At 69.0% G+C, this 23,782-nt stretch carries 27 protein-coding genes; 11 read left to right on the forward strand and 16 right to left on the reverse strand.

Annotated elements, in window-relative coordinates:
* Nucleotides 1-63 precede the first annotated feature (63 nt).
* Together AC07PV_RS11430 and AC07PV_RS11435 are read right to left on the reverse strand one after the other, a co-directional pair.
* On the reverse strand, nt 64-435 hold the full coding sequence (locus AC07PV_RS11430) for a dihydroneopterin aldolase (RefSeq protein ID WP_218293118.1): 372 nt from the start codon (nt 433-435) through the stop codon (nt 64-66).
* Nucleotides 436-464: 29 nt separating this feature from the next.
* A complete protein-coding gene (locus AC07PV_RS11435; protein WP_494630290.1) occupies nt 465-1,250 on the reverse strand; it encodes an SDR family oxidoreductase in 786 nt (261 codons plus the stop codon).
* Nucleotides 1,251-1,265: 15 nt separating this feature from the next.
* On the opposite strand from AC07PV_RS11435, the gene AC07PV_RS11440 reads away from it, so the two are divergent.
* Nucleotides 1,266-2,384, forward strand: coding sequence for a class I SAM-dependent methyltransferase (locus tag AC07PV_RS11440; protein ID WP_492246342.1), 1,119 nt, complete (start codon nt 1,266-1,268; stop codon nt 2,382-2,384).
* On the opposite strand, the gene eutC is transcribed toward AC07PV_RS11440, so the two are convergent.
* Complete coding sequence (eutC, locus tag AC07PV_RS11445; protein WP_494630291.1) at nt 2,385-3,200, reverse strand: ethanolamine ammonia-lyase subunit EutC; 816 nt, start codon at nt 3,198-3,200, stop codon at nt 2,385-2,387.
* A complete protein-coding gene (locus AC07PV_RS11450; RefSeq protein WP_494630292.1) occupies nt 3,197-4,591 on the reverse strand; it encodes an ethanolamine ammonia-lyase subunit EutB in 1,395 nt (464 codons plus the stop codon). The genes eutC and AC07PV_RS11450 overlap by 4 nt, the downstream gene beginning before the upstream one ends.
* 195 nt (nt 4,592-4,786) lie before the next feature.
* Here AC07PV_RS11450 and AC07PV_RS11455 point away from each other — a divergent pair, with 195 nt between their 5' ends.
* From AC07PV_RS11455 to AC07PV_RS11475, 5 genes are all read left to right on the forward strand, one after another.
* Nucleotides 4,787-5,707 (forward strand): TauD/TfdA dioxygenase family protein, encoded by a 921-nt coding sequence (locus AC07PV_RS11455; RefSeq protein WP_494630294.1) that lies wholly within the window; start codon nt 4,787-4,789, stop codon nt 5,705-5,707.
* 86 nt (nt 5,708-5,793) lie between these two features.
* Nucleotides 5,794-6,846, forward strand: coding sequence for an ABC transporter substrate-binding protein (locus AC07PV_RS11460; protein WP_494630295.1), 1,053 nt, complete (start codon nt 5,794-5,796; stop codon nt 6,844-6,846).
* Between the two features lie 13 nt (nt 6,847-6,859).
* A complete protein-coding gene (locus tag AC07PV_RS11465) occupies nt 6,860-7,885 on the forward strand; it encodes an ABC transporter ATP-binding protein (protein ID WP_494630296.1) in 1,026 nt (341 codons plus the stop codon).
* Nucleotides 7,882-8,757, forward strand: coding sequence for an ABC transporter permease (locus AC07PV_RS11470; RefSeq protein WP_494630298.1), 876 nt, complete (start codon nt 7,882-7,884; stop codon nt 8,755-8,757). Before AC07PV_RS11465 ends, AC07PV_RS11470 begins: the two co-directional genes overlap by 4 nt.
* 105 nt (nt 8,758-8,862) lie before the next feature.
* Nucleotides 8,863-9,057, forward strand: coding sequence for a DUF2905 domain-containing protein (locus tag AC07PV_RS11475; RefSeq protein WP_056164478.1), 195 nt, complete (start codon nt 8,863-8,865; stop codon nt 9,055-9,057).
* Between the two features lie 51 nt (nt 9,058-9,108).
* On the opposite strand, the gene otsA is transcribed toward AC07PV_RS11475, so the two are convergent.
* Genes otsA through otsB form a run of 3 tightly spaced genes read right to left on the reverse strand, consistent with a single transcriptional unit; the run spans nt 9,109 to nt 13,076 of the window.
* Nucleotides 9,109-10,488, reverse strand: a complete 1,380-nt coding sequence (gene otsA / locus AC07PV_RS11480; RefSeq protein ID WP_218293127.1) for an alpha,alpha-trehalose-phosphate synthase (UDP-forming) — start codon at nt 10,486-10,488, stop codon at nt 9,109-9,111.
* A 48-nt stretch (nt 10,489-10,536) separates the two neighbouring features.
* Entirely contained in the window at nt 10,537-12,342 is a 1,806-nt protein-coding gene (locus AC07PV_RS11485) for a glycoside hydrolase family 15 protein (RefSeq protein ID WP_494630299.1), read from the reverse strand.
* Nucleotides 12,339-13,076, reverse strand: a complete 738-nt coding sequence (gene otsB / locus AC07PV_RS11490; protein WP_218293129.1) for a trehalose-phosphatase — start codon at nt 13,074-13,076, stop codon at nt 12,339-12,341. The genes AC07PV_RS11485 and otsB overlap by 4 nt, the downstream gene beginning before the upstream one ends.
* Before the next feature lie 206 nt (nt 13,077-13,282).
* On the opposite strand from otsB, the gene trxC reads away from it, so the two are divergent.
* Complete coding sequence (gene trxC / locus AC07PV_RS11495; protein ID WP_218293130.1) at nt 13,283-13,720, forward strand: thioredoxin TrxC; 438 nt, start codon at nt 13,283-13,285, stop codon at nt 13,718-13,720.
* A 14-nt stretch (nt 13,721-13,734) separates the two neighbouring features.
* Here trxC and AC07PV_RS11500 read toward each other — a convergent pair whose 3' ends face one another.
* The 4 genes from AC07PV_RS11500 to AC07PV_RS11515 are packed head-to-tail and all read right to left on the reverse strand — an operon-like array spanning nt 13,735 to nt 16,113.
* Nucleotides 13,735-14,208, reverse strand: a complete 474-nt coding sequence (locus AC07PV_RS11500) for a DoxX family protein (RefSeq protein WP_369641324.1) — start codon at nt 14,206-14,208, stop codon at nt 13,735-13,737.
* A 9-nt stretch (nt 14,209-14,217) separates the two neighbouring features.
* Nucleotides 14,218-14,985 (reverse strand): HvfC/BufC N-terminal domain-containing protein, encoded by a 768-nt coding sequence (locus AC07PV_RS11505; protein WP_494630300.1) that lies wholly within the window; start codon nt 14,983-14,985, stop codon nt 14,218-14,220.
* Entirely contained in the window at nt 14,976-15,821 is an 846-nt protein-coding gene (gene bufB / locus AC07PV_RS11510; RefSeq protein ID WP_494602142.1) for an MNIO family bufferin maturase, read from the reverse strand. The genes AC07PV_RS11505 and bufB overlap by 10 nt, the downstream gene beginning before the upstream one ends.
* Before the next feature lie 4 nt (nt 15,822-15,825).
* Nucleotides 15,826-16,113, reverse strand: coding sequence for a BufA1 family periplasmic bufferin-type metallophore (locus AC07PV_RS11515; protein WP_492246353.1), 288 nt, complete (start codon nt 16,111-16,113; stop codon nt 15,826-15,828).
* 207 nt (nt 16,114-16,320) lie between these two features.
* Here AC07PV_RS11515 and AC07PV_RS11520 point away from each other — a divergent pair, with 207 nt between their 5' ends.
* Nucleotides 16,321-16,965, forward strand: a complete 645-nt coding sequence (locus tag AC07PV_RS11520; protein ID WP_218293135.1) for a sigma-70 family RNA polymerase sigma factor — start codon at nt 16,321-16,323, stop codon at nt 16,963-16,965.
* Complete coding sequence (locus AC07PV_RS11525; RefSeq protein ID WP_218293136.1) at nt 16,952-17,593, forward strand: NrsF family protein; 642 nt, start codon at nt 16,952-16,954, stop codon at nt 17,591-17,593. Before AC07PV_RS11520 ends, AC07PV_RS11525 begins: the two co-directional genes overlap by 14 nt.
* A gap of 35 nt (nt 17,594-17,628) precedes the next feature.
* Here AC07PV_RS11525 and AC07PV_RS11530 read toward each other — a convergent pair whose 3' ends face one another.
* Nucleotides 17,629-18,087: a GNAT family N-acetyltransferase gene (locus AC07PV_RS11530; RefSeq protein WP_218293137.1), complete on the reverse strand. Its 459-nt coding sequence runs from the start codon at nt 18,085-18,087 to the stop codon at nt 17,629-17,631.
* Nucleotides 18,088-18,221: 134 nt separating this feature from the next.
* Entirely contained in the window at nt 18,222-19,475 is a 1,254-nt protein-coding gene (locus AC07PV_RS11535; protein WP_218293138.1) for a multifunctional CCA addition/repair protein, read from the reverse strand.
* A 45-nt stretch (nt 19,476-19,520) separates the two neighbouring features.
* Here AC07PV_RS11535 and AC07PV_RS11540 point away from each other — a divergent pair, with 45 nt between their 5' ends.
* Nucleotides 19,521-19,976: a hypothetical protein gene (locus tag AC07PV_RS11540; protein WP_492246355.1), complete on the forward strand. Its 456-nt coding sequence runs from the start codon at nt 19,521-19,523 to the stop codon at nt 19,974-19,976.
* A 24-nt stretch (nt 19,977-20,000) separates the two neighbouring features.
* Here the strand turns inward: AC07PV_RS11540 and AC07PV_RS11545 are convergent, their stop codons facing one another.
* From AC07PV_RS11545 to AC07PV_RS11555, 3 genes are all read right to left on the reverse strand, one after another.
* Nucleotides 20,001-20,309: an NIPSNAP family protein gene (locus AC07PV_RS11545; protein ID WP_492246356.1), complete on the reverse strand. Its 309-nt coding sequence runs from the start codon at nt 20,307-20,309 to the stop codon at nt 20,001-20,003.
* A gap of 8 nt (nt 20,310-20,317) precedes the next feature.
* Nucleotides 20,318-21,010, reverse strand: a complete 693-nt coding sequence (locus AC07PV_RS11550) for a glutathione S-transferase family protein (protein WP_494630301.1) — start codon at nt 21,008-21,010, stop codon at nt 20,318-20,320.
* Nucleotides 21,011-21,148: 138 nt separating this feature from the next.
* A complete protein-coding gene (locus AC07PV_RS11555; protein WP_218293142.1) occupies nt 21,149-21,721 on the reverse strand; it encodes a 5-formyltetrahydrofolate cyclo-ligase in 573 nt (190 codons plus the stop codon).
* 14 nt (nt 21,722-21,735) lie between these two features.
* Between AC07PV_RS11555 and AC07PV_RS11560 the strand changes: the two genes are divergently transcribed.
* Nucleotides 21,736-23,721 carry a lytic transglycosylase domain-containing protein gene (locus tag AC07PV_RS11560; protein ID WP_494630302.1) on the forward strand — a complete coding sequence of 662 codons (1,986 nt, stop codon included), beginning with the start codon at nt 21,736-21,738 and terminating at the stop codon, nt 23,719-23,721.
* The last annotated feature ends 61 nt before the right edge of the window (nt 23,722-23,782 follow it).

The following is a 23,782-nucleotide window of genomic DNA, read 5'->3' on the forward strand; positions in this document are numbered from 1 at the left end:
GGTCTGGGCACCGGGGTGAGTTGCTGTCGTCATCGTCATCGTTGCTGCGCTCATGGGGTCACCTCACCACTGTCCTGTCTCTACGCGAATCGCCACTTCGCAGTCATCAAAAATCTCCAGCTTGGCGATCTTCACGCGCACGCCCAGCACGCCGGGCAGCTGCATGAGGCGGTGGGCCAGCTTGCCGATCAGGCTCTCGAGCAGGTTCACATGTTCGGCCCGGCATTCGTCGATGATGATCTGGCGCACCTTGCGGTAGTCCAGTACATGCAGGATGTCGTCGTCGCGCGGCGTGAGCGGCTGCACGCCCAGGCTCAGCTCGGCATCCACCTGGATGGGCTGCGGCGTCGTCTTCTCATGCGACAGGATGCCCAGGTTGGCGTCAAAGCGCAGTCCGGTGAGCGTGAGGATCTGGGTGCCTGCGGCGTTGTTCATGGATGGATGCTTTCTGCGTGAGCATGTGCTCACATCATGGAGAAGTCGCGCTCGAACTTCATCAGGTGCTGGCCGCCGTCGACCAGCAGCGTGGTGCCGGTGATCGAGCGGTTCTCCAGCGCGAATTTCACGGTCGCGGCCACGTCCTCGGCCGTGGACGATCGGCCCAGCGGGCTCAGCGCATGCAGCTGCTGGAACTTTTCCTGCGCCAGCATGTGGCTCGTGATCGTGAGGCCGGGCGCCACGCCGACCACGCGCACCCGCGGTGCCAGGGCCAGCGCCAGCATGGTGCCGGCGGCTTCGAGCGCCGCCTTGGACAGCGTGTAGCTCACGAAGTCGGGGTTCTGGTTCCAGAGCTTCTGGTCCAGCAGGTTGACCACGGCGCCCTGCGCGTCGGCCTCGCCCTTGGCAACGCGGTCGGCCACGTGCTGGTGCAGCGCCTGGGCCAGCAGCACGGGGGCGGCGGTGTTGCTGCGCAGGTGCTTTTCGAGCGCGGCAAAGCCAAAGGTGGCGGCGTTGTCATGCTCGAACAGCGAGGCGCTGTTGACCACCGCATCCACGCCGCCAAAGTGCGCCACCACGCGGGGCAGCAGGCCACGCACGGCGGCCTCGTCCTCGAAATCAGCATCAAAATGGGCGCTGGCGCTTGTCAGCTGTGCGCAAGCAGCTATGGTATCGATAGCATCCTGCTCGGATGAACGGTAGTGCACCGCCACCTGCCAGCCCCCCGCCGCCAGGGCCAGCGCAATGCTGCGGCCCAGGCGCTTGGCGGCGCCTGTGACCAGAACGGTGCGTGCGGGGGCGGGGTGAGACATGTGGGGTGGGAGACAATGCGGGCCGTGACCCAAAGACCCGACAGTTTAACGACCGCCCTGCACCAGCACATTGCCCAGGCCATTGCCGCCGAGGGTGGATGGCTGGGTTTTGACCGCTTCATGGCGCTGGCCCTGTACACCCCGGGCCTGGGCTATTACGCCAACGATTCCACCAAGTTCGGCGCCATGCCCGAGTCCGGCAGCGACTTCGTCACCGCACCTGAGATGACCCCGCTGTTCGGCCAGGCGCTGGCCGTGCAGGTGGGCGAGGCCCTGGCGCAGACTGGTACCTCCGAGGTGTGGGAGTTTGGCGCGGGCTCAGGCGCGCTGGCGCTGCAACTGCTGGATGCCCTGGGCGACCAGGTGCGGCGCTACACCATCGTCGATCTGTCGGGCAGCCTGCGGGCCCGCCAGCAGGCCAAGCTGGTGGCGCATGCCGACAAGCTGCGCTGGGTGGATGCACTGCCCGACCAATTCAGCGGCGTGGTGGTGGGCAACGAAGTGCTCGATGCCATGCCCGTGCAACTGCTCGCCCGCCACGGTGGCCAGCAGAATGGGGCGTGGCACGAGCGCGGCGTGGTGGTGCAGGCTGACGGCAGCTTTGCCTGGGCCGACGTCCCCACCGGCCTGCGCCCGCCCGTCGACATCGACGGCCCGCAGGATTACCTGACCGAGATCCACGCCCAGGGCGAGGGCTTCATCCGCACGCTGGCCGACCGGCTCACGCGCGGCGCGGCTTTCCTGCTGGACTACGGTTTTGGCGAGAGCGAGTACTACCACCCCCAGCGCCACATGGGCACCGTGATGTGCCACCAGGGCCACCAGGCCGATGGCGACCCGCTGGTGGAAGTGGGGCGCAAGGACATCACCGCCCATGTCAACTTCACCGCCATGGCCCTGGCCGCGCAGGAGGCCGGGTTGAACGTGCTGGGCTACACCACGCAGGCGCACTTCCTCATCAACTGCGGGTTGCTGCAAAAAATGGAGCAACTACCGCAAGCACAGCGGGCGATAGCGGCCAAATTGATCATGGAACATGAAATGGGCGAGCTGTTCAAGGTGCTGGCCCTCGGCGCGGGCGAGGCGTGGGAGCCCGTGGGGTTCGTGCACGGGGACCGGTCGCACCGGCTGTAGTCAGGCCGCGGCGGGCCCGCCGGGCAACACCTTGCCTGCCGCGTTTCCCACCACCACGCCATCACTGCGGTCCTTCAGGCCCACGCCCGTCAGGGCCAGGCGCCGGGCCTCCTGGCACAGCCACCACAGGCGGGCTGCGGCAGCCGACGGCGCCAGCCCTTCGGCCCGCACGTTGGAGATGCAATTGCGCTCGGCATCGCTGCGGCCCACCTGCGGGTGCCAGGTGAGGTAGATGCCCAGGCTGTCGGGCGAGCTCAGGCCCGGGCGTTCGCCGATCAGCACCGCCACCAGGCGTGCGCCCAGCAGCGCGCCCACCTCGTCCCCCAGCGCCACGCGGGCCTGGGTGGCGACGATCACCGGACCGATCTGCCAGCCCTGCGGCGCGGTGCGCACGATGGTTTCCACAAGGGGCACGGCGTTGCGTTCGACGGCCAGGGACGAGAGCCCGTCGGCCACGACCACAAGCAGGTCGCAGTGTGTGTGGCCATGCCCCAGACCGCGCAGCCGCTCCGCATCCGCATCGCCAAGCCGCCGGCCGAGGTCGGGCCGCAGCAGGTAGGTGGCGCGGTCGGGCGCGCCGCTGGCCACCTGCAGCGTGCTGCAGCCCAGGGCTGTGAGTTGCGCCGCCAACGCATCCGCGTCGAGTTGCAGGTGCACGGCATCGCGCGCCTGGGCGTGGGCCAGGCCAAAGCTGAGCAGCTCGCGCGTGGGGACGGCCGTGCCCGCGCGGCCCAGCGCCAGCCGCGCGGCGGTGTGGGCGCGCAGGTCATCCCAGGGGTCGGGCAGAGGGCCGGTGATAGGGGCCGGCTCGCTCATCTCCGCATCCCGATCTGCCGCAGCTGCGCAATGGCGGCCTGCTGCTGTGCGGCAGGCAGCAGCCGGCCCGCGCCATCGGCCAGGTGCATGTGCTGCAGCCAGGCCTCGAACTCGGGCGCGCGTTGCAGGCCCAGCACCTCGCGCAGGTACAGCGCGTCGTGGAACGAGGTGCTCTGGTAGTTGAGCATGATGTCGTCCGCCCCCGGCACGCCCATGATGAAGGCCACGCCCGCCACGCCCAGCAGCGTCATCAGCGTGTCCATGTCGTCCGAATCGACCTCGGCATGGTTGGTGTAGCAGACGTCGCAGCCCAGCGGCAGGCCCAGCAGCTTGCCGCAGAAATGGTCTTCGAGGCCGGCGCGGATGATCTGCTTGCCGTCGTACAGGTACTCCGGGCCGATGAAGCCGACCACCGTGTTGGTGAGCAGCGGCGAGAACGCGCGCGCCACGCCGTAGGCCCGGGCCTCGCAGGTCTGCTGGTCCACGCCGTGGTGGGCGTTGGCCGACAGCGCGCTGCCCTGGCCGGTCTCGAAATACATCACGTTGTCGCCCAGCGTGCCGCGCTTCAGGGACAGGGCGGCCTCGCGCGCCTCGTGCAACAAGGCCAGGTTCACGCCGAAGCCGGCGTTGGCTTTTTCGGTGCCGGCGATGGACTGGAACACCAGGTCCACCGGCGCGCCCTGCTCGATCATCTGCACCGTGTTCGTCACGTGCGTGAGCACACACGACTGCGTGGGGATCTGCAGCTTGGTGATGACTTCGTCCAGCATGTGCACCAGCCCCGTGAGGGCTGCAATGCTGTCCGTGGCCGGGTTGATGCCGATCACCGCGTCGCCCGCGCCGTACAGCAGGCCATCGACCATCGACGCCGCGATGCCGCGCAGGTCGTCCGTGGGGTGGTTGGGCTGCAGGCGCACGGCCAGGTGGCCGGGCAGACCGAGGGTGTTGCGAAAGCGCGTGACCACGCGGCACTTGCGCGCCACGGCGATCAGGTCCTGGTTGCGCATGAGCTTGCTCACGGCGGCCGCCATCTCGGGCGTCAGGCCCGGTGCCACGGCGGTCAGGGTGGCCGTGTCAGCTGCCAATAGCCAGTCGCGCAACCCGCCCACAGTGAGGTGGGCGATGGGCGCAAAAGCCGCCGCGTCGTGCGTGTCGATGATGAGGCGCGTGACCTCATCGACCTCGTAAGGCACCAGCGCCTCGTTCAGGAAGCGCGCCAGCGGCACGTCGGCCAGGCACATGCGCGCCGCCATGCGCTCCACCGCCGAGCCGGCCGCGATGCCAGCCAGTGTGTCGCCCGAGCGTGCGGGCGTGGCCTTGGCCATCACCTCGCGCAGGTCGCTGAACGACCAGTGCTGGCCGCTGACGGTGTGGTGGTAGGTCGCAGGCATCGGCAAGGATGGAAGTGGGCCCGGTGGCGATGATGGCATGTGCGTGCCGCAGAGCGCCATAGCGGGTGGGAGCCACAGGGCACGTTAGCTGTTTTGGTTGTTAACAACTGAGAAAACCTTCGTTCCCTGAATAAGCAACGCGGCCTAGAGTGCAGACCTCGGGGCACGCCTGTCCCCATTCCCCACGAGGCTCCCATGTCGGCTGTTCCGTCATTCCCGTCCCTTTCCGCCACCGATGGCGACGCGCCGCCGCAAGGTCTGGTGATCCGCCCCGTGGCGAGCGCAGCCGGCCCACTGGGCGCTGAGGTGCTGGGCCTGGACCTGTCGCGCCCGCTGGGCCGCGAGGACTTCGCGCGCATCCACCGCGCGCACCTGGACCACCATGTGCTGGTGTTCCGCGACCAGCGCATCACGCCGCAGCAGCACATCGACTTCAGCCGCCTGTTCGGGCCGCTGCAGATCCACGTGCTCAAGAACTTCCAGCTCGCGGGCCACCCCGAGATCCTGATCGTCTCCAACATCAAGGACGCTGCGGGCCAGCCCATCGGCCTGGGCGACGCGGGCCACTACTGGCATTCGGACCTGTCGTACAAGGACAAGCCCAGCCTGGGCTCGCTGCTGCACGCGCAGGAGCTGCCGGGCGAAGGCGGCGACACCCTGTTCGCCGACCAGCATGCCGCCTACGATGCGCTGCCCGAAGCGTTGAAGGCGCGCATCGCGCAGCTCCAGGCCGAGCACAGCTACCTGGCCAAGTACGAAGAACTGCGCGCCAGGAGCCCCTGGCGCCCGAAGCTCACCCAGGCGCAGATCGCCGAGGTGGCGCCCTCCATCCACCCCGTGGTGCGCACCCACCCCGAGACGGGCCGCAAGGCCCTGTTCGTGAGCGAGCACTTCACCACCCGCATCGTCGGCCTGCCCGAGGCCGAAAGCCAGGCCCTGCTGGCCGAGCTGTTCGCCGCCAGCGTGCGCCCCGAGTTCACCTACCGCCACCTGTGGCAGCCGCACGACCTGGTGTTCTGGGACAACCGGTCCGTCACGCACCTCGCTGCGGGCACGCCCGACAGCGAACGCCGCAAGCTGTACAGAACCACGATCGAGGGCGACCGGCCTTTCTGAGTTTGCTCTGTTTTTGATAGCTTTCATCGCTTGTTGGATAAGCGCTGGGGCCATATTTTGTTTGATTTTTGATTTGAAGGGCTTCCATGACCACCTCCACCCACCACCGTTTTGACCGCCGAAGCCTCGGCCGCAGGACCGCCGCGTGGCTCGCTGCCACGGGCCTGCTGCTGGCCGGCGGGTTGAGCGCCACTGCCCATGCCGCTGAAGGCCAGCTGCGCATCGCCCAGCAGTTCGGCATCGTCTACCTGCTGCTCAACGTGGCGCAGGAGAACAAGCTTATCGAGAAGCACGGCAAGGCCGCGGGCGTGGACATCAAGGTCGAGTTCCTGCAGCTGTCGGGCGGTTCGGCCGTCAACGATGCGCTGCTGTCGGGCAACATCGACATCGCCGGTGCCGGCGTGGGCCCGCTGTTCACGCTGTGGGACCGCACCAAGGGCCGCCAGAACGTCAAGGGCGTGGCCTCGCTGGGCAACTTTCCCTACTACCTGGTGAGCAACAACCCGGCCGTGAAGACTATTGCCGACTTCACCGACAAGGACCGCATCGCGCTGCCGGCCGTCGGTGTCTCGGTGCAGTCGCGCGTGCTGCAGATGGCCTCGGCCAAGCTCTGGGGCGACAAGGAGTTCAACCGCCTGGACAAGAACCAGGTGGCGCTGCCGCACCCTGACGCGGCGGCCGCCATCATCAAGGGCGGCACCGAGATCACCGGCCACTTCGGCAACCCGCCCTTCCAGGAGCAGGAGCTGGCCGGCAACCCGAAGGCGAAGATCGTCCTCAACTCGTACGACGTGCTGGGCGGCCCGGCATCGGCCACCGTGCTCTACGCCACCGAGAAATTCCGCGCCGAGAGCCCCAAGACTTACAAGGCCTTCGTCGATGCGCTCGACGAGGCCGCGAAGTTCGTCGCCGCCAACCCCGAGAAGGCGGCCGACATCTACCTCAAGGTGACTGGTGGCAACACCGACCGCGCGCTGCTGCTCAAGATCATCCAGAACCCCGAGGTGCAGTTCAAGGTGCGCCCCGACAACACGCTGGGCATGGGCCAGTTCCTGCACCGCGTGGGCGCCATCAAGAACCAGCCGACCGCGCTCAAGGACTATTTCTTCGAAGACGCGCACACGGCGTCGGGCAACTGAGAGAGTCTCGGGCATGAGCGAGCACACCCTCCGCATGGGCCCCTTCTCGCCGCCGCTGCAAAGCGAACGCAATGCGCTGGAGGACGAGGCGCAGGCACTGGCACTGGGCTGGGCCATGGGCGAGGGCCGTGCCTCCGCCGCGCCCACCCGCCCCAACGCCGCCTTGCTGCAGGTGCAGGGCGTGAGCATCGACTACCGCACGCGCGAGCGCGTGGTGCGTGCCACGCACCGCGTGGGCTTCGACGTGTTTGCGGGCGACCGCTTCGTGCTGCTCGGTGCCTCGGGCTGCGGCAAGTCCACCTTGCTCAAGTCCATCGCCGGCTTCATCGCGCCCAGCGAGGGGCAGATCCTGCTCGGCGGCCGCGCGGTCGCGCGGCCCGGGCCCGACCGGGTGGTGGTGTTCCAGGAGTTCGACCAGCTGCCGCCGTGGAAGACGGTGCGCGACAACGTGATGTTCCCGCTGCTGGCCTCGCGCAGCGTGGGCCGCAAGGAGGCGGCCGAGCGCGCGGCGCTGTACATCGACAAGGTGGGCCTGTCGAAATTCGCCGACGTGCACCCGCACCAGCTCTCGGGCGGCATGAAGCAGCGCGTGGCCATTGCGCGCGCGCTGGCCATGCAGCCCCAGGTGCTGCTGATGGACGAGCCTTTTGCCGCGCTCGACGCCCTCACGCGCCGGCGCATGCAGGAGGAATTGCTCTCGCTGTGGGACGAGTTCCGCTTCACGCTGATCTTCGTCACGCACTCCATCGAAGAGGCACTGGTGGTGGGCAACCGCATCGCCATCCTCTCGCCGCACCCGGGGCGGCTGCGCGCCGAGGTCAACAGCCACCAGTTTGGGCTGCACAGCCTGGGCGGCACCGAGTTCCAGGCCACGGCCCAGCGCATCCACCGCCTGCTGTTCGACGAACCCGCCGCCGGTGCCGTGCCGGGGTCGGTACAGGCCGATGCCGAAGCTCTGGCACCTGGCCGCCGTGGTGGCGTGCCGCTCATTCCCCCACAGCGGCCTGCGGGTTCGCTGCCCTTCCAGATTTCCGTATGAGTGCCTCCCTGCTGACCCCTCCCGTGCGCCCCGAGTTCGAGCGCAGCCTGGAGCCGCTGGGCGGTATCGCGCCCGTGTTGCCCCTGCCGCCGACGGCGCGCATCTGGCAGCAGGCCTTTGTGCGCAAGCTCGTGATCCTGGCGGTGCTGGCCGTGCTGTGGGAGGTGGTGGCGCGCTGGCAGGACAACGACCTGCTGCTGCCCACCTTCCTGCAGACCGCCAAGGCGCTGGTCGAAGGACTGGCGTCGGGCGAGCTGATCGGCAAGACGGCGATCTCGCTGTCGGTGCTGCTCAAGGGCTACCTCGCGGGCATCCTCGGGGCCTTCGTGCTCACCACGCTGGCCGTGTCCACCCAGTTCGGGCGCGACCTGCTGTCCACGCTGACCTCCATGTTCAACCCCTTGCCGGCCATCGCGCTGCTGCCGCTGGCGCTGCTGTGGTTCGGCCTGGGGCAGGGCAGCCTGGTCTTCGTGCTCATCCACTCGGTGCTGTGGCCGCTGGCGCTCAACACCTACGCGGGCTTCCAGTCCGTACCCGAGACCTTGCGCATGGCCGGCCGCAACTACGGCCTCACCGGCATCCGCTATGTGCTGCAGATCTTGGTGCCGGCCGCGCTGCCGTCCATCCTGTCGGGCCTGAAGATCGGCTGGGCTTTTGCCTGGCGCACGCTGATCGCGGCCGAGCTGGTGTTCGGCGCGTCGTCGGGCAAAGGCGGGCTGGGCTGGTACATCTTCCAGAACCGCAACGAGCTCTACACCGACAAGGTGTTCGGGGGCCTGGTGCTGGTGATCCTGATCGGCCTGGCGGTGGAGAGCCTGGGTTTCCACACGCTGGAACGGTTGACGGTGCGGCGCTGGGGCGTGCAGCGCTGAAGGGGTCGGCGCCAGCCCGGCGCTCGTGGCGCGGGATGCCGTGAGGGCACGCCGCATGCCTGCGCCGTGGGGGGGCGACCGGGCCTGCAGCCCTACACTGTGGGCATGATCCGCTGGCTTCTCGTCATCTTCCTGGCTCTGATGTTGCTGAGCTGGCTGTCGCCCCTGCTCAGGCGCATGGGGTTTGGCCGCCTGCCCGGCGACCTGCGCTTTCGCTGGCTGGGCCGGGACTGGGACGTGCCCTTGGCGTCGACGCTGCTCCTGAGCTTTGTGGTGAGCTTGCTCACGAAGTTGCTCTGACCCCCTGCGGCACGCGCACCGGGGCAGAATGTGCCGCCGCGCGTGGCGGCTTCAGTCGCCTGCCGCCTGGAGCGCCTGCAGGAACGACCTGCGCCACCAGTGCACGTCATGTTCGCGGATGCGGGCCATGAGCTTTTGGTGGCGTGCCTGGCGCTCGGCCAGCGGCATCTGCAGCGCCTGCTGGATGGTGTCGGCCATGCCCTGGGTGTCGTAGGGGTTCACCAGCAGCGCTTCCTTGAGCTGCTCGGCCGCTCCCGCGAAGCGGGACAGCACCAGCACCCCCGGGTCGTCCGGGTCTTGCGCCACCACGTATTCCTTGGCCACCAGGTTCATGCCGTCGCGCAGCGGCGTGACCAGGCCCACGGCGGCGGCGCGGCACAGGCCCGGTACCCGCTTGCGCGCCACCATGCGGTGGATGTAGCGCACCGGCATCCAGTCCAGCTCGCCATAGTCGCCGTTCACCGCGCCGCACAGCCCCTCCAGCTCCTGGCGCAGGTCGGCATAGGCATGCACGTCGTCGCGCGAGGGCGAGGCGATCATGATCATGGTGGCGCTGTTGCGGTTCTCGGGGTAGCGGTCGAGCAGCTCTCGGTAGGCGCGCACGCGGTGCGGTATGCCCTTGGAGTAGTCCAGCCGGTCGATGCCCAGCAGCAGGCGCCGGCGCGAGTACTCGTCGCGCATGTTCTCGTAGGTTTCCACCGCGTCGGGGGCCTGCGTGAGGCGCGTGAACTCGTCCACGTCGATGCCGATGGGAAAGGCCTTGACGTGCACCGTGGCGCCAAAGGCGCGCAGGCGCTGGGCATCCACCTCCTCGGCACTGCCTTCGTTGCGCACGTAGCGCGTGAAGTGCGACACGTCGGCTTCGCTCTGCAGGCCCACGAGGTCGTAGGCGAACAGCGAGCGCATCAGCCATTCGTGCTGCGGGATGGCCGCCATGATGAGCGGCGGCGGCATGGGGATGTGCAGGAAGAAGCCGATGCGCTGCCTGCAGCCCATGGCACGCAGCTCGGCGGCCAGCGGAATCAGGTGGTAGTCGTGCACCCAGATGATGTCGTCGTCGCGCAGCAGGGGCAGCAGCTTGCGCGCGAACATCTGGTTCACGCGCCGGTACCCCGCGATGTAGCGGGTGTTGAAGTCCGCCAGGTCCAGCCGGTAGTGGAACACCGGCCAGAGCACGCTGTTGCTGTAGCCGTGGTAGTACGTGTCATGGTCTTCGCGGCACAGGTCCACGGTGGCGAGCGTCACGGGGCCCGCCTGGCGGGTCTGGAGCTCGCCTTCGCCGGGCGTGCCCGCCTCCGCGATGTTGCCGCTCCAGCCAAACCACAGGCCGCCCGTGCGGTTGAGGGTGTCGCCCAGTGCCACGGCCAGACCTCCGGCTGCGGGTTTGCGGGGGTCTGCGATGCGGTTGGATACGACGACGAGGCGGCTCATCCCCCGATCATCGGCGGGGTTGGGGGGCGCCGCCTGTCGGACACGGCCTCAAATCACGCTGTCCCAGGGCGCGGACAGGCGCACGGCAGCGTTGATCACGCCCACCATCGAATAGGTCTGCGGGAAGTTGCCCCACATCTCGCGCGTTTCGGGGTGCGTGTCTTCGGACAGCAGGCCCAGCGGGTTGCGCGCGGCCAGCATGGTCTCGAAGATGGCGCGGGCCTCGGCCTTGCGGCCGATGCGCGCCAGCGCGTCGATGCGCCAGAAGGTGCAGATGTTGAAGGCGGTCTCGGGCTTGCCGAAATCGTCGGCCGCCTCGTAGCGGCGCATGTAGGGGCCGTCGCACAGGCTCTTTTCCATGGCCTCCACGGTGCTCACGAAGCGCGGGTCCCTGGGGTCGATGAGGCCGACCTCGGCCATCAGCAACACGCTGGCATCGAGTTCATGGCCGCCAAAACTCTCGGCGAACGCCTGGCGCGCTTCACACCAGGATTTGTCGAGGATCTCGGCGCGCATGCGGTCCGCATGCTGCTGCCAGTGGCTGGCGCGGTCGGCCAGTTGCAGGGTGGCGGCGATCTTGGCCAGCCGGTCGCAGGCCGCCCAGCTCATCAGCGCGGACGAGGTGTGCACCCGGGCGCGCGTGCGCAGCTCCCACATGCCCGCATCGGGCTGGCCATAGACGCGCACCGCGTTCTCGCCCACCTGTTCCAGCCGCGTGAACTCGGCCAGGCCCGCGCGGTGCAGCAGGCGGTGGTCGTGGAAGGCCTGGGCCGCGCCCAGCACGATGTTGCCGTACACGTCATGCTGGAAATGCTCGGCCGCCTGGTTGCCCACGCGCACGGGGCCCATGCCCCGGTAGCCCGCCAGCTGGGGCACGAGGCTTTCGGGCAGATCGTGCTCCAGGCCGATGCCGTACAGCGGCTGGATGTGGCCGTCGCCGCCTTCCACCACCACGTTGCTGAGCCAGCGCAGGTAGTCCTCCATGGTGCCGACCTCGGAGATGCTGTTGAGCGCGCGCACCACGAAGAACGCGTCGCGCAGCCAGCAGAAGCGGTAGTCCCAGTTGCGCCCGCTGTGGGCGGATTCGGGGATGCTGGTGGTCATGGCGGCCACGATGGCGCCGGTGTCCTCGTACAGCGAGAGCTTGAGCGTGATGGCCGCGCGGATCACCGCGTCCTGCCACTCCAGCGGCACGGCCAGGGCGCGGGTCCAGTTGCGCCAGTACGAGGTGGTTTCCTGCTCGAACAGGCGGGCGGTGTCGGCGATGCCCTCCACCAGCGTCTCGTCGGCTCCCAGCAGGAAGTTGTGCTCGCGCGTGAGCACGAAGGCCTGGCCCGACAGCACGTGCGAGACCGGCGCATCGGTGGACAGGCGCAGCGTCATGCCCTCGCCCACATAGCGGATGTGGTTGCTGCCGCGCGTGATCCGGGGTTCCGTCTGCCCCCAGTCGTAGCGCACCTTGAGCGCCACGCGGATGCGCGGCGCGCCCTGGATGGGGCGCACCCGGCGTACCAGCGTCATGGGCCGGAAGTAGCGCGAGCGGCTGTAGAAGCGCGGGGCGAAGTCGGTGATCTCGATGCCGTGGCCGGCCTTGTCGAACAGCTGCGTGCGCAAGATCGCGGTGTTGGGCTCGTACCACTGGTGGGCCGAGGCCAAGTCTTCCAGTTCGATGGCGAAGTGGCTGCCCTCATCGCCGGGCTGCAGCAGGGCGTTGAAGACCGGGTCGCCGTCGAACCGGGGCAGGCAGCACCACACCATGCGGGCGTGGTCGTCGATCAGCGCGCTGATGGCGCAGTTGCCAATCATGCCCAGGTTCAAGGAACCGGGCTGGGGTTCGGTGGCTGGCGTGTTCATCGTTCGCGCTCCCAGGTGGTGCGTGCAGAAGACAGCCAGCCGCGCAGCGCGGCGGATGTCATGCAGCGGTGTTGTGCCATGGTCGGCCCCTCGCCGACCTTGATGCCCCATCCCCCCAGCGCCTGCACGGCGGCAAAGCCGGCCTCGTCGGTGACGTCGTCGCCCACGAAGACCGGCGTGCGGCCCGCGAACGGCGGCTGGGTCATGAAGTCGACGATGGCCTGGCCCTTGTGGACTCCACGGGGCTTGACTTCAAAGACACATTTGCCGCGCAGCAGTTCCACGCCGTCCAGGTGCTGCATCGCGCGCACCAGGGTGTCGTGGCACAACGCTTCCAGCGGGGGGGCCAGGCGGTAGTGCAGGGCCACGCTGGCGCGCTTTGCCTCCACCAGCAGGCCGGGGTGCCGCGCCGCGAGGTTCCGCGCGGCCTGCAGGACGGGCGCCAGGTCCGGCGGCTCGATGGCGGGGTGGGAGGTGTCGCCCAGGCGGTATTGCGCCCCGTGTTCGCTGGCCAGCGGCAGGCGCAGCGGCGCGAGGAATCCATCGATGTCGGACTCGGGCCGCCCGGTCACGATGGCCAGCGCCCCCCCCAGATGGGCATGCAGGGACGCCAGTGTGGGAACCAGGCCGGAGGCTACGCGCACCGCCTCGGGGCGCGGTGCCAACTCGGTCAGCGTGCCGTCGAAATCGAGAAAAAGCGCATGGGCAGTTGTCAGTAACGGGAGCAGCTGCATGGGGCAGGACCTTAGCAGATGGCGCTAAACCGCCTCCCGTGGAAGGGGGCTTTGGCCGTGGTAATCGTGCGTAACTTCCTGCCACTGGCCGTGCGCGGGTTTGCGCCGGGCGAAGAGTTGCCGGCCGCGGCTTGAAATGCCACGCCTTGGCCGCACTGTGCAGAAGGAAGCGATCCCCTTACCCCTCCACCCACCACGTCCACCGCATGACCGACGCCCTGCACATCGTCTGCCCGCACTGCCACACCACCAACCGCGTGCAAGGTGCCGACCTGGCCAGCGCGCCCGACTGCGGCAAATGCCACCAGCCCCTGTTCGCGGGCGCGCCGCTTGCGCTCGACGCCGACACTTTTGATCGCCATGTGGGCCGAAGCCACATCCCGGTGCTGGTCGATTTCTGGGCGCCGTGGTGCGGGCCATGCCGGCAAATGGCCCCGGCGTTCGCGCAGGCCGCCCGCGAGCTGGAGCCGCGCGTGCGCCTGGCAAAGCTCGACACCGAAGAGCACCAGGCGATCGCGGCGCGCTATGCGATCCGCAGCATTCCGACCATGATCCTCTTCCAGCAGGGGCGCGAGGTGGCGCGCATCTCGGGGGCGCTCGGCGCGGCGGACATCGTGCGCTGGGTGCGGACGGCGGCGGGCTAAAAAAAGCCCACGCGTCAGCGAATTCCGAGCGCCCGGTCGAGCGACACCTTGCCCGCGCCGCGCCCCGCCAGGTACAGCAGCAACCCCGCCCATGACAGGTGCGTGGGCCAGGCATCGGGGTAGACAAACACCTGGATGACCAGCGTCATGCCGAGCAAGGCCAGTGCGGACAGGCGCGTGCACAGGCCCAGCACCAGAAGGACAGGGAACACATGTTCGGCCACGGTGGCCATCTGCGCAGCCAGCTCCGGCGCGATCAGGGGCAGCCGGTACTCCTCGCGGAAGAGCGCATGGGCGCTGTCGGAGAGGGTGAACCAGCCCTCGACCTTGGTGCGCGCCGATCGCCAGAAGATGCCCGCCACCGCCACCCGGTTGACCAGGGCCAGCAGGCCGTGCGGGGTGAGGCGGGCGGCGGCATCGGCCAGCCGTGCCAGCAGCACGCGGGGGCCCTTGGCGGGGGCGGTGGGGAAGTGGGTGGTTGTTGCCATGGGGGCTCCTCAGCCTGTGTGTGAAGGGGGCTGGACCAGGGCGCCCGCGTCCAGCAGGGCGCCCATCAGCGCGGCAAGATCGGTGGCGGGGTCGGTGGCCAGTGCGCAGGTGGCGGCAGCCTCCAGGGGCAGGCCCCCGGCACAGGCGTCCAGCAGGGCCATCCCCGCACGCGATAGGGGGCGCCATGCCACTTCGGCCCGGGGCCGGGTGAGCAGGCCGCCATCACCCACCCAGGCCAGGTGCGTGGGGATGTCCAGGCCATCGCGGTGCCTTTGCCATAGGGCGTAGGCGGGGTGTTCGTCGCACCAGGGCCAGCGCGCTGCGGGGTGCGGCCGCAGCCGCATGCCGGGCAGCGCACCGGGCGCTTGCCGGGCCCACCAGCCACGGTCCACGGCGGTGGCATCCGCCGCCAGGTGGCATTCGGTCCAGCAGCGGTCCAGGCGCGCCACCGCGGGCAGGTAGGGCAGCCCGGCGGCCGGTTCGAACCCGGCCAGAAAACCGCCAAACCCCGCGCCGTAGTCCATCAGCAGCCCGTCACGGGGCGGCCGCGCGCGGGCATACACCCCCGCTGCCGCGCGGAACCAGTCTTCGCCCACCAGCTGGCACACCGTGGGGTAGCTGGCCTGCAGGGCGTCGATGCAGCCCTTGAGCACGGTGTTGCGGTACACGGCAAAGCCGGGCTGGGCCTCCAGGGCCGCTGACCACGCGGTGGCCGGGGCACGGCCGGTGCCGAGCACGGCGGCCGAGAAACCGTCCTGAAATTCGGTCAGCTGCATGCGGCCTCCCCGGCGTGCGCGGCCATGAGTGCGTGGTGGACCTGGTCGCGCTCGCCCAGCAGTTCACTGAAGCCGGGCAGGTTGCCATCGCGCTCGATGAGGGTAGGGATGGGACCTGTGCGCTCGATCACGCGTTGGTACAGCGCCCACACGGCGGGGGCCACCGGGGCGTCGTGGCTGTCGATGAGCAAGGCGTTGCCATGCACCGGGTCGGCGTGGTGGCCCGCCAGGTGAATCTCGGCCACGGCGTGCAGAGGGAATGCGTCGAGGTAGGCCTGCGCGCGCCAGCCCAGGTTGTTCGCGCTGACATGGACGTTGTTCACGTCCAGCAGCAGGCCGCAGCCGGTGCGGCGCACCAGCTCGGCCAGGAATTCGGTTTCGGCCCAATCGTGGCCGTCGATGTGCAGGTAGTGCGTGGGATTCTCGATGGCGATGGGCCGCTGCAGCACGTCCTGCGTGCGGGCGATGTTGCCAGCGATGCGGTGCAGCGCCGCGTGCGTGCGGGGAAACGGCAGCAGGTCGGGCAGGTACTGCCCGCGCCAGCGGGACCACGCCAGGTGTTCGGACACCAGGACGGGTTCCACGCGCCGCGCCAGTGCGGCCAGGCGGGCCAGGTACGCTGTGTCGGGCGGTTCATCGGCAGCGAGCGACAGGGACACGCCATGCAGCGCCACGGGGTGGCGCGCGCGGATGGCTTCCAGCCAGGCCAGGCGCGGGCCGCCGTCGGCCAGGTAGTTCTCGGGGTGCACCTCCCACCACAGGCCGGGGGCGGTGCACCGCAGCGCCTCGTCGTAGTGCGGGGGCTTGAGGCCCAGGCCAGCGGTGGGAAGCGCCATGGCCTCAGGCCTTGGCGGGTGTCAGCGAACCCATGCCCTTGGGCGTCCTGATCGATGCGCAGGTGCCCGCGGGCACGAACTTCCAGGCGTTGCCCTGGTAGTCCATCTTCGAGGTGCCGGCGCAGGTGGTGCCGGGGCCGGCGGCGCAATCGTTCTTTCCGGCCATCGAGACGCCGTAGCACTTCTCCATGGCGGGCTTGGCGCCGTCCATCGGGGCGGTCTGGGCGATGGCGGCGCCAGAGGCCAGGGCGGCAAGGGCCAGGGCGCCGAGGCTGAGGGTGCGTGTGGTCATGGTGGGATCTCCAAGGGTTGAGGGTTGCATCCGACCGGGGCGCTGCACGAAGGTGGATTCCAGCTGCCCGATCTGCGTTGTAATTCGCGCAGTGCGGCGGGCCGGTTACGGTGCTGCGCAAAAAAATGCGGTGGCAGTGCAAGAAAATTTTTTGCGGTGCCTGTAACCCGTTGGCCCCGGCATACGAATTGCCTGCAGGGAGACGCCATGGAGATTGTGGAAGAGCGCCTGCGCGGTTTGCTGCTGCAGGGGCTGGATGCCGATGCAGCCGCTTACCAGCGCTTTCTGAAGGAGCTGAGCGCGCACCTGCGCGCCTTCCTGCGCCGCCGCCTGGCGCAGCGGCCCGATGAGGTGGAGGACCTGGTGCAGGAAACATTGCTGGCGGTGCACAACCAGCGCCACACCTACCGGCCCGAGATGCCGGTGACGGCCTGGGCGCATGCGATTGCGCGCTACAAGCTCATCGACTGGCTGCGTTCGCACGCCGTGAAGGAAGGGCGCAACGACCCGCTGGACGATGCCAGCGAGCTGTTTGCCAGCAGCGACAGCGAGGCCGCCGAAGCCCGGCGCGACCTGGGGCAGCTGCTGCGCACCTTGCCGGACAAGCAGCGCCTGCCGATCGAGTACGTGAAGCTGGAAGGTCTGTCGGTGATCGAGACGGCGCGCCTCACGGGGCTGTCGGAGTCGGCCGTCAAGGTCGGCGTGCACCGGGGGCTCAAGGCCCTGGCCGCCAGGATGAGGGATATGACTCACGCAAAACAGGGCTTGCGCAAATCGCCCGCCACGGCCGACGGGTCGTTGGCGCGTCCTGATTTGCGCAAGTCCCAGGAGGAATGGCATGAAAACCGATGAATTGATCCACCTGCTGGCCGCTGATGGCGGACCGGTGCGGACCACCGCGATAGAGCAACGGTTTGCCGTGGCCGCCGCCGTGGGCATTGCCGGTGCCGGGGTGCTGATGCTGGGCCTGTTCGGCCTGCGCCCGGACCTGCCGGCGACCCTGGCGCAGCCCATGTTCTGGGGCAAGCTGGTGTTTGCCGCTGCACTGGCCGCCGCCGGGCTGGCGCTGTTGCGCCGCATGGCCCGGCCGGGCATGGCGGTGCGGCCTGCGGCGCTGCTGCTGGCGGTGCCGCCGCTGCTGCTGTGGGCCCTGGCCCTGCTGGCCCTGTCACAGGTGACGGCGGCGGAGCGGGTGCCGCTCATCCTGGGCAGCACCTGGCGCACCTGTCCGTTCAATATCGCCGCGCTGTCGGTGCCTGCGCTGGCCGCGGGCTTCTGGGCCCTCAGGGGTGCCGCACCCACGCGCCTGGCCTGGACGGGCGCGGGTGCCGGCCTGCTCGCGGGCGCGCTGGGCGCGCTGGTGTATGCCCTGCATTGCCCCGAGATGGCCGCGCCGTTCCTGGCGGTCTGGTACCTGGCGGGCATGGCCATCCCGACGGCGCTGGGGGCCGTGCTGGGGCCGCGCCTGCTGCGCTGGTAGCCGCTATCGGCGCAGGCCCGGCGGCGGGCCGCCGCTCAGGCCGCCACCCGCCTGTTGTAGGCGCGAAAGACCGTGTCCAGCGTCCACCCCAGCGATTCATACAGCGCCTGCGCGGCGGTGTTGGTGTGCGCCGTGGTCAGGTCCATGCGCACCTTGCCGTGGGCGCGGGCCGTGGCCTCGGCGGCCACCAGCAGGCTGCGCCCGGCGCCCGCCTTGCGCGCCGTGGGGGCCACGAACAGGTCGTACAGCGTGTAGATGGGCGCCGCCTCCACCGAGCAGAACGTGGGGTACAGCTGGCAAAAGCCCACTGCCGCCCGGGACGCGTCCTGCGCCAGCAGGATCACCGACTCTGCGCGCTCCAGCCGCTCCGCAATGAATGCCCGTGCTCCGGCGAGGTCCGGCGCCTGCTCGTAGAACTGCCGGTAGGCATCAAACAGCGGGGCGATGGTGTCGGTATCGGCCGGGGTGGCCAGGCGGATGTGCACAGTGGTCATGGAGGCGTGGAGAGAGCCGCGGGGCGCGAAAATGCGCCCCCGGGGCTGGCAAGAGGCGCACCCCGGAGGGGGTGCGAGCGGACGCGGATTGTAGGCAGGGTTCTGCCCGCGCTGTTGCGGCGTTTTGCGCGGGGTCAGTCAGCCTCGCTGCGGGGGTGTTGCCACCGCGCCACCGCCGCCACCCGCGCCTGGTGGATCAGCGTGCCCACCTGCGGGCCGCTCAGGCCCTTGGCCGCCGCCTGCGCGGCAATGTCGCGCGTGGCCACCGACTGCACGGCACCCAGCACGGCCAGGAGCCGGGGGCGTTGCGGGTAGGCCGATTCCTCGAACCCCAGGCGCCCGCGCGCATCGCATTCGCAGGCCAGCAGGATGTCGGCAAAGCGCGCAGGCTTGCGAATGGCGTCGCAGCGCTCCAGCAACCGCACCAGGGCGGCGGCCGACAGCTCGTTGCTGCGGTGGATGTGGCCGTGCTCGCGGGCCACCACCTCGGCCGTCTCGCGGCAGTCCACGGGCACGCGCAGACGCTCGGCCACGTCCTTGAGCAGCGCGGCGCTGCGCTCCTCGTGCCCGATGTGGCGCGGCAGCACGTCGGCGGGCGTGGTGCCCTTGCCCAGGTCGTGCGCCAGGCAGGCAAAGCGCACCGTCAACGGGGATTGCAGGCGGGCGGCCATGTCCAGCACCATCATCAGGTGCACGCCCGTGTCCACCTCGGGGTGGTACTCCGCCCGCTGGGGCACGCCCCACAGGCGCGCCACTTCGGGCAGCAGCACCTGCAGCGCGCCGCACTCGCGCAGCACCTCGAACATGCGCGACGGCTTTTCTTCCATCAGCCCGCGCGCCAGCTCCTGCCACACGCGCTCGGCCACCAGGTGGTCCGCCTCGCCATGCTGCACCATCTCGCGCATCAGCTGCATCGTCTCGGGCGCCACCGTGAAGTCGGTGAACCGCGCCGCAAACCGCGCCACGCGCAGGATGCGCACCGGGTCTTCGCGAAAGGCATCCGTCACGTGGCGCAGCACCCGCGCCGCGATGTCTCTGGCTCCCAGATAGGGATCAAATAGGCCTGTGGCGCTTGTCCCATCGGCGCTGCTAGCTATCGCATTGATAGTAAGGTCGCGGCGCGACAGGTCTTCTTCCAGTGTCACGTCGGGCGAGCTTTGCACCACAAAACCCCGGTAGCCCCGCCCGCTCTTGCGTTCGGTACGGGCCAGCGCGTACTCCTCGCGCGTCTCGGGGTGCAGGAACACGGGGAAGTCGCGCCCCACGGGCAGATAGCCCAGCTTCAGCATCTGCTCGGGCGTGGCGCCCACCACCACCCAGTCGTGGTCGTTCACGGGCCGGCCCAGCAGCTTGTCGCGGACGGCGCCGCCCACCATGTAGATTTGCATCGGTGTAGTTTAGGCCGGGCCCCCGGCCGTATATTCCAGCCCACCATGCCCCTATCGTCCGACCTCACCATCGCCCAGCTCAACCCCGACGGCAGCGTGCCCGTGCCCACGGCGCCCGACGCGGCCGCCAACGCGGCCGCCGAGGCCCTGCAGCGCGAGGCGCAGCTCGAAGCCCTGAAAGCCAAGGTGGACGATCTGCAGGAGATCCTGGCCAAGCCGCTGAACGAAATCCTGGCCGACCGCGACAAGTTCAAGGAAGCGATGGCCGCGTGGGATGCCTTTGGCGCGATGTGGATGCTGTCGCAGCGCGCCATGAAGCGCGTGGCGCTGGACCTGGCCGCGCAGCAGGGGGTGAGCGACGAAGAGGTGGTGGCGCGTGCGCTGGCCTATGCCAACCAGGTGCTCAACGCGCAAGAGGAGGACCTGGGCGGCACCGTCGCCCAGGCGCAGTTGGCGCACATCGCGCGGCACAAGCCGTTTTTGCGCAAGCAGTTCCGGTAGCGGGGGCGGGCTGCCCGCGCCCGTTCAGCTGAACACCGGCCTGAAAAAACTCCGCTCGTAGCTCACGATGCAGCCCGTCTCCTCGGCGTAGCGGAACGCCGCCTGGCAGTCCGCGTCCTGCATCGACTGCTGGCGGTACACCTCGTACGCCGCAAGGCTGTCAAAGGTGAACAATGCCAGTGCGATGTTGTTCGCGCCCTCGCTGGGCATGAAATAACCGTGGTGTTTACCGCCGAACTTCTCGACCAGCGGGATCCACAGTTTTCCGTAGTGCTCGAACTCTTTGAGCTTGCTGGTGTTGAGCACGTAGCGCAGGTAGATGGTGACGGCCATGGCGCTGCTCAGCCTTGCGTGTGGCGCAGGCGGTAGGGCTCTTCGAAGTCCAGGAAGTCCTTCTCGGCCAGGGCCTCGTCGATCCAGTCCTTCACGCCGGGCAGGGCGCGCACGCGCTGCACGTAGTCGGCGATGTGGGGTGGCACGGGCAGGGCGTAGGTGTGCAGGCGCATGCACACGGGGGCGAAGTAGGCGTCGGCCACGGTGAATTGGCCGAACAGCATGGGGCCGCCGTGTTCCTGCAGCAGCGCGCTCCACATGTCCACCAGGCGCTGTACATCGGCGCGCACGCCGGCCTGGTCGCGCCAGATCAGGGCGCCGGTGTCGGCCAGGTTCGCCTCGATGTTCATGGGGCAGTGGCTGCGCAGGGCGGTGAAGCCGCTGTGCATCTCGGCGCAGATGCTGCGGGCGCGTGCACGGGCCTTGGCATCGGCGGGCCAGAGCTTTTGGGCGGGGTGGGTTTCGGCCACGTATTCGGCAATCGCCAGGGTGTCCCACACCACCAGGTTGCCGTCGACCAGCACGGGCACCTTGCCCGTGGGGTTCACGGCGCCGATGGCGCGCTTGAATTCTGAATTGGCTTCGAAGCTGTCGAAGCGCACGCGCACTTCCTCGAACACGATGCCCGCCTGCTTGAGCAGCACCCAGGGGCGCATGGACCAGGACGAGTAGTTCTTGTTGCCGATATAGAGCTTGAGCATGGGGCACCTGCCGATGGAAATCAGAGAAAAGAAAGCCAGCCCGCCATGCTAGCGGCAGTGGCGCGCGCCAGCGATGCGAAAACACGGCTCCAATGATGCGCGGCACGCATCACGGGCCGTGCGGGCCCTGTTGGCGGGTCAGACCGGCCAGACCACGCCGTTGTCGTTCAGGATGGCATCGAGCGGCAGGTCGAACGCTTCGGGCTCGAAGTCGTCCAGGTAGCCATGGGTGAAGCCCAGGCCCACGGTGAACGGCTTGGGCTGCAGCGTGGCCAGGGTGCGGTCGTAAAAGCCGCCGCCATAGCCCAGCCGGTAGCCGCCCGGCGCGTAGCCCACGCAGGGCACGAAGAGCAGGGTGGGCACGATGACCTCGGTGTCCTTGGGCTTGGGGATGCCGTAGGCGTCTTCCTCCATGGGGCAGCCGGGGTACCAGGCGTGGAAGGTGAGGGTCTTGTGCAGCTTGTTCACCACCGGCAGGCCGATGCGGCGCAGTTGGGGTTCATCGAGCAGCTCGCCGTCTTCCTTCCAGCGGTGCAGGGCGGGCAGGGGGTCGAATTCGCCCTTGATGGGCCAGTAGGCGCCGATCACGGTGTCGGGCCGGTTGACCAGCCAGATGCGCATCACCTGCTGTAACAGGTCGGCCCGCTGTAGGCGGTCGGGCAGGTTGAGGCGTTCTTCTATCAACGCGCGCCGAAGGGCTGCTTTGTCCATCAGATAATTCCCCCATGCAATTTCTCAGAGCGATTCTGACACCCCTTGTCGCGGCCAGCCTGCTGGCCGCCACCGCGCCCCTTGTCATGGCGCAAAACCGTGGTGACGATACCCTGCTCGAAATGCAGCAGGCCTTCCGCAAGGGAGACCGCAAGAAACTCGAGCAGCTCCTGCCCGCCGCACGCGGCCATGCGCTGGAGCCCTGGGCGGCCTATTGGGAGCTCAAGCTGCGCCTGGGCGAGGCGTCGCCATCGGAGATCCAGTCCTTCCTGCAGCGCTACGCGGGCAGCTACCAGGAAGACCGCCTGCGCAACGACTGGCTGCTGCTGCTGGGCCAGCGGCGCGACTGGGGCCAGTTCGCCGAGCAGCATCCCGGCTACCGCATGTCGGACGACCGCGAGGTGCGCTGCTACGCACTGCTGATCGACCAGATCAAGGGCACGGCCAGCCCCACGGTGGCCGAGGACGTGCGCAGCAACTGGTACGCCCAGCGCGATGGCGACGACGGCTGCACCCACGCCGCGCGGGAGCTGCATGGCTACAAGAAGCTGTCGGCCCTGGACATCTGGCGCAAGGCCCGCCTGGGCGTGGAGGCCAACCGCCCCCGCGTCGTGCGCACGGCGGTCGAGATCGTCTCGCCCGAATCGCTGCCGCAGGTCAAGGAGGTGCTCGACGCGCCCGCCAAGTACCTGCTCTCGCGCGCCACGGCCGCCGGCAAGGCCAGGCAGGAACTGGTGCTGCTCGCGCTCCTGAAGCTGGCCACCACCGACCCGGAAGGCGCTGCCCACCAGCTCGACAGCAAATGGGGCGTGCACCTTTCGTCCGAGGAGCGCAACTGGGCCTGGGCCGTGATCGGCAAGACCGCCGCGCAGAAGCTGGCCGGCAACGCCCACGGCTACTTCGCCAACGTGACGCGCGACAGCGACCTGAACGACGACCTGCTGGGCTGGAAGGTGCGGGCCGCGCTGCGCGCCGGCCAGTGGAAGACAGTGGGCAAGGCCGTGGACGCCATGGGCCCCGAGGCGCGCCAGGAAAGCACCTGGGTGTACTGGAAGGCGCGCTCGCTCCTGGCGGGCCGCGTGACCGACGCGGAGCGCGCCGAGGCGCGCCAGCTGCTAGAAGGTATTGCCAGCACGCGCGGTTTCTACGAGCAGCTGGCGCTGGAAGAACTGGGCCAGCGCATCACCGTGCCGCCCGCGCCCGCGCCGCTCACGCCGGAAGAAAAGGCGGCAGCCCGCGCCAACCCGGGCCTGAACCGCGCGCTGTACGCCATCCTGCTCGGCCTGCGCAGCGAGGGCGTGCGCGAGTGGAACTACACCACCAACCTGCACCAGAGCGGCGGCATGGCCGACCGCGAGCTGCTGGCCGCCGCCGACTTCGCGTGCCAGCGCGAGGTGTGGGACCGCTGCATCAACACCAGCGAGCGCACCAAGGCCGTCGTGGATACCACGCAGCGCTTTCCCACGCCGTTTCGCAGCGCCGTGGTGGAGCGCGCCACCGGCATCGGGCTGGACCCGGCCTACGTCTACGGCCTGATCCGCCAGGAAAGCCGCTTCATCATGGATGCGCGCTCCCACGTGGGCGCCTCGGGCCTGATGCAGGTGATGCCCGCCACGGCGCGCTGGACGGCCAAGAAGATCGGCCTCGCCAACTTCACGCCCGACCAGATCAACGACCGCGACACCAACATCACCATCGGCACGGCCTACCTCAAGCTCGCGCTGGACGATTTCGCGGGCTCCATGCCCATGGCGGCGGCTGCCTACAACGCCGGCCCGGGGCGCCCGCGCAGCTGGCGCAACGGCCCGGTGCTGGACGCCGCCATCTGGGCCGAAAACGTGCCCTTTGCCGAAACGCGCGACTACGTGAAGAAGGTGCTGTCCAACACCACCAACTACGCCGCCATGCTCACGGGCCAGCCCCAGTCGCTCAAGAGCCGCCTGGGCACCATCGGCCCGCGCGATGCGTCCGCGCCCGAGGTGAACAAGGACCTTCCCTGACACGGGGAGGGGGTGGCCGCCGCAGGGCGTTTGCTATAAAAAAATGAGCTGCCGGCGCTTT

Source organism: Acidovorax sp. GW821-FHT09A11 (assembly GCF_059418365.1).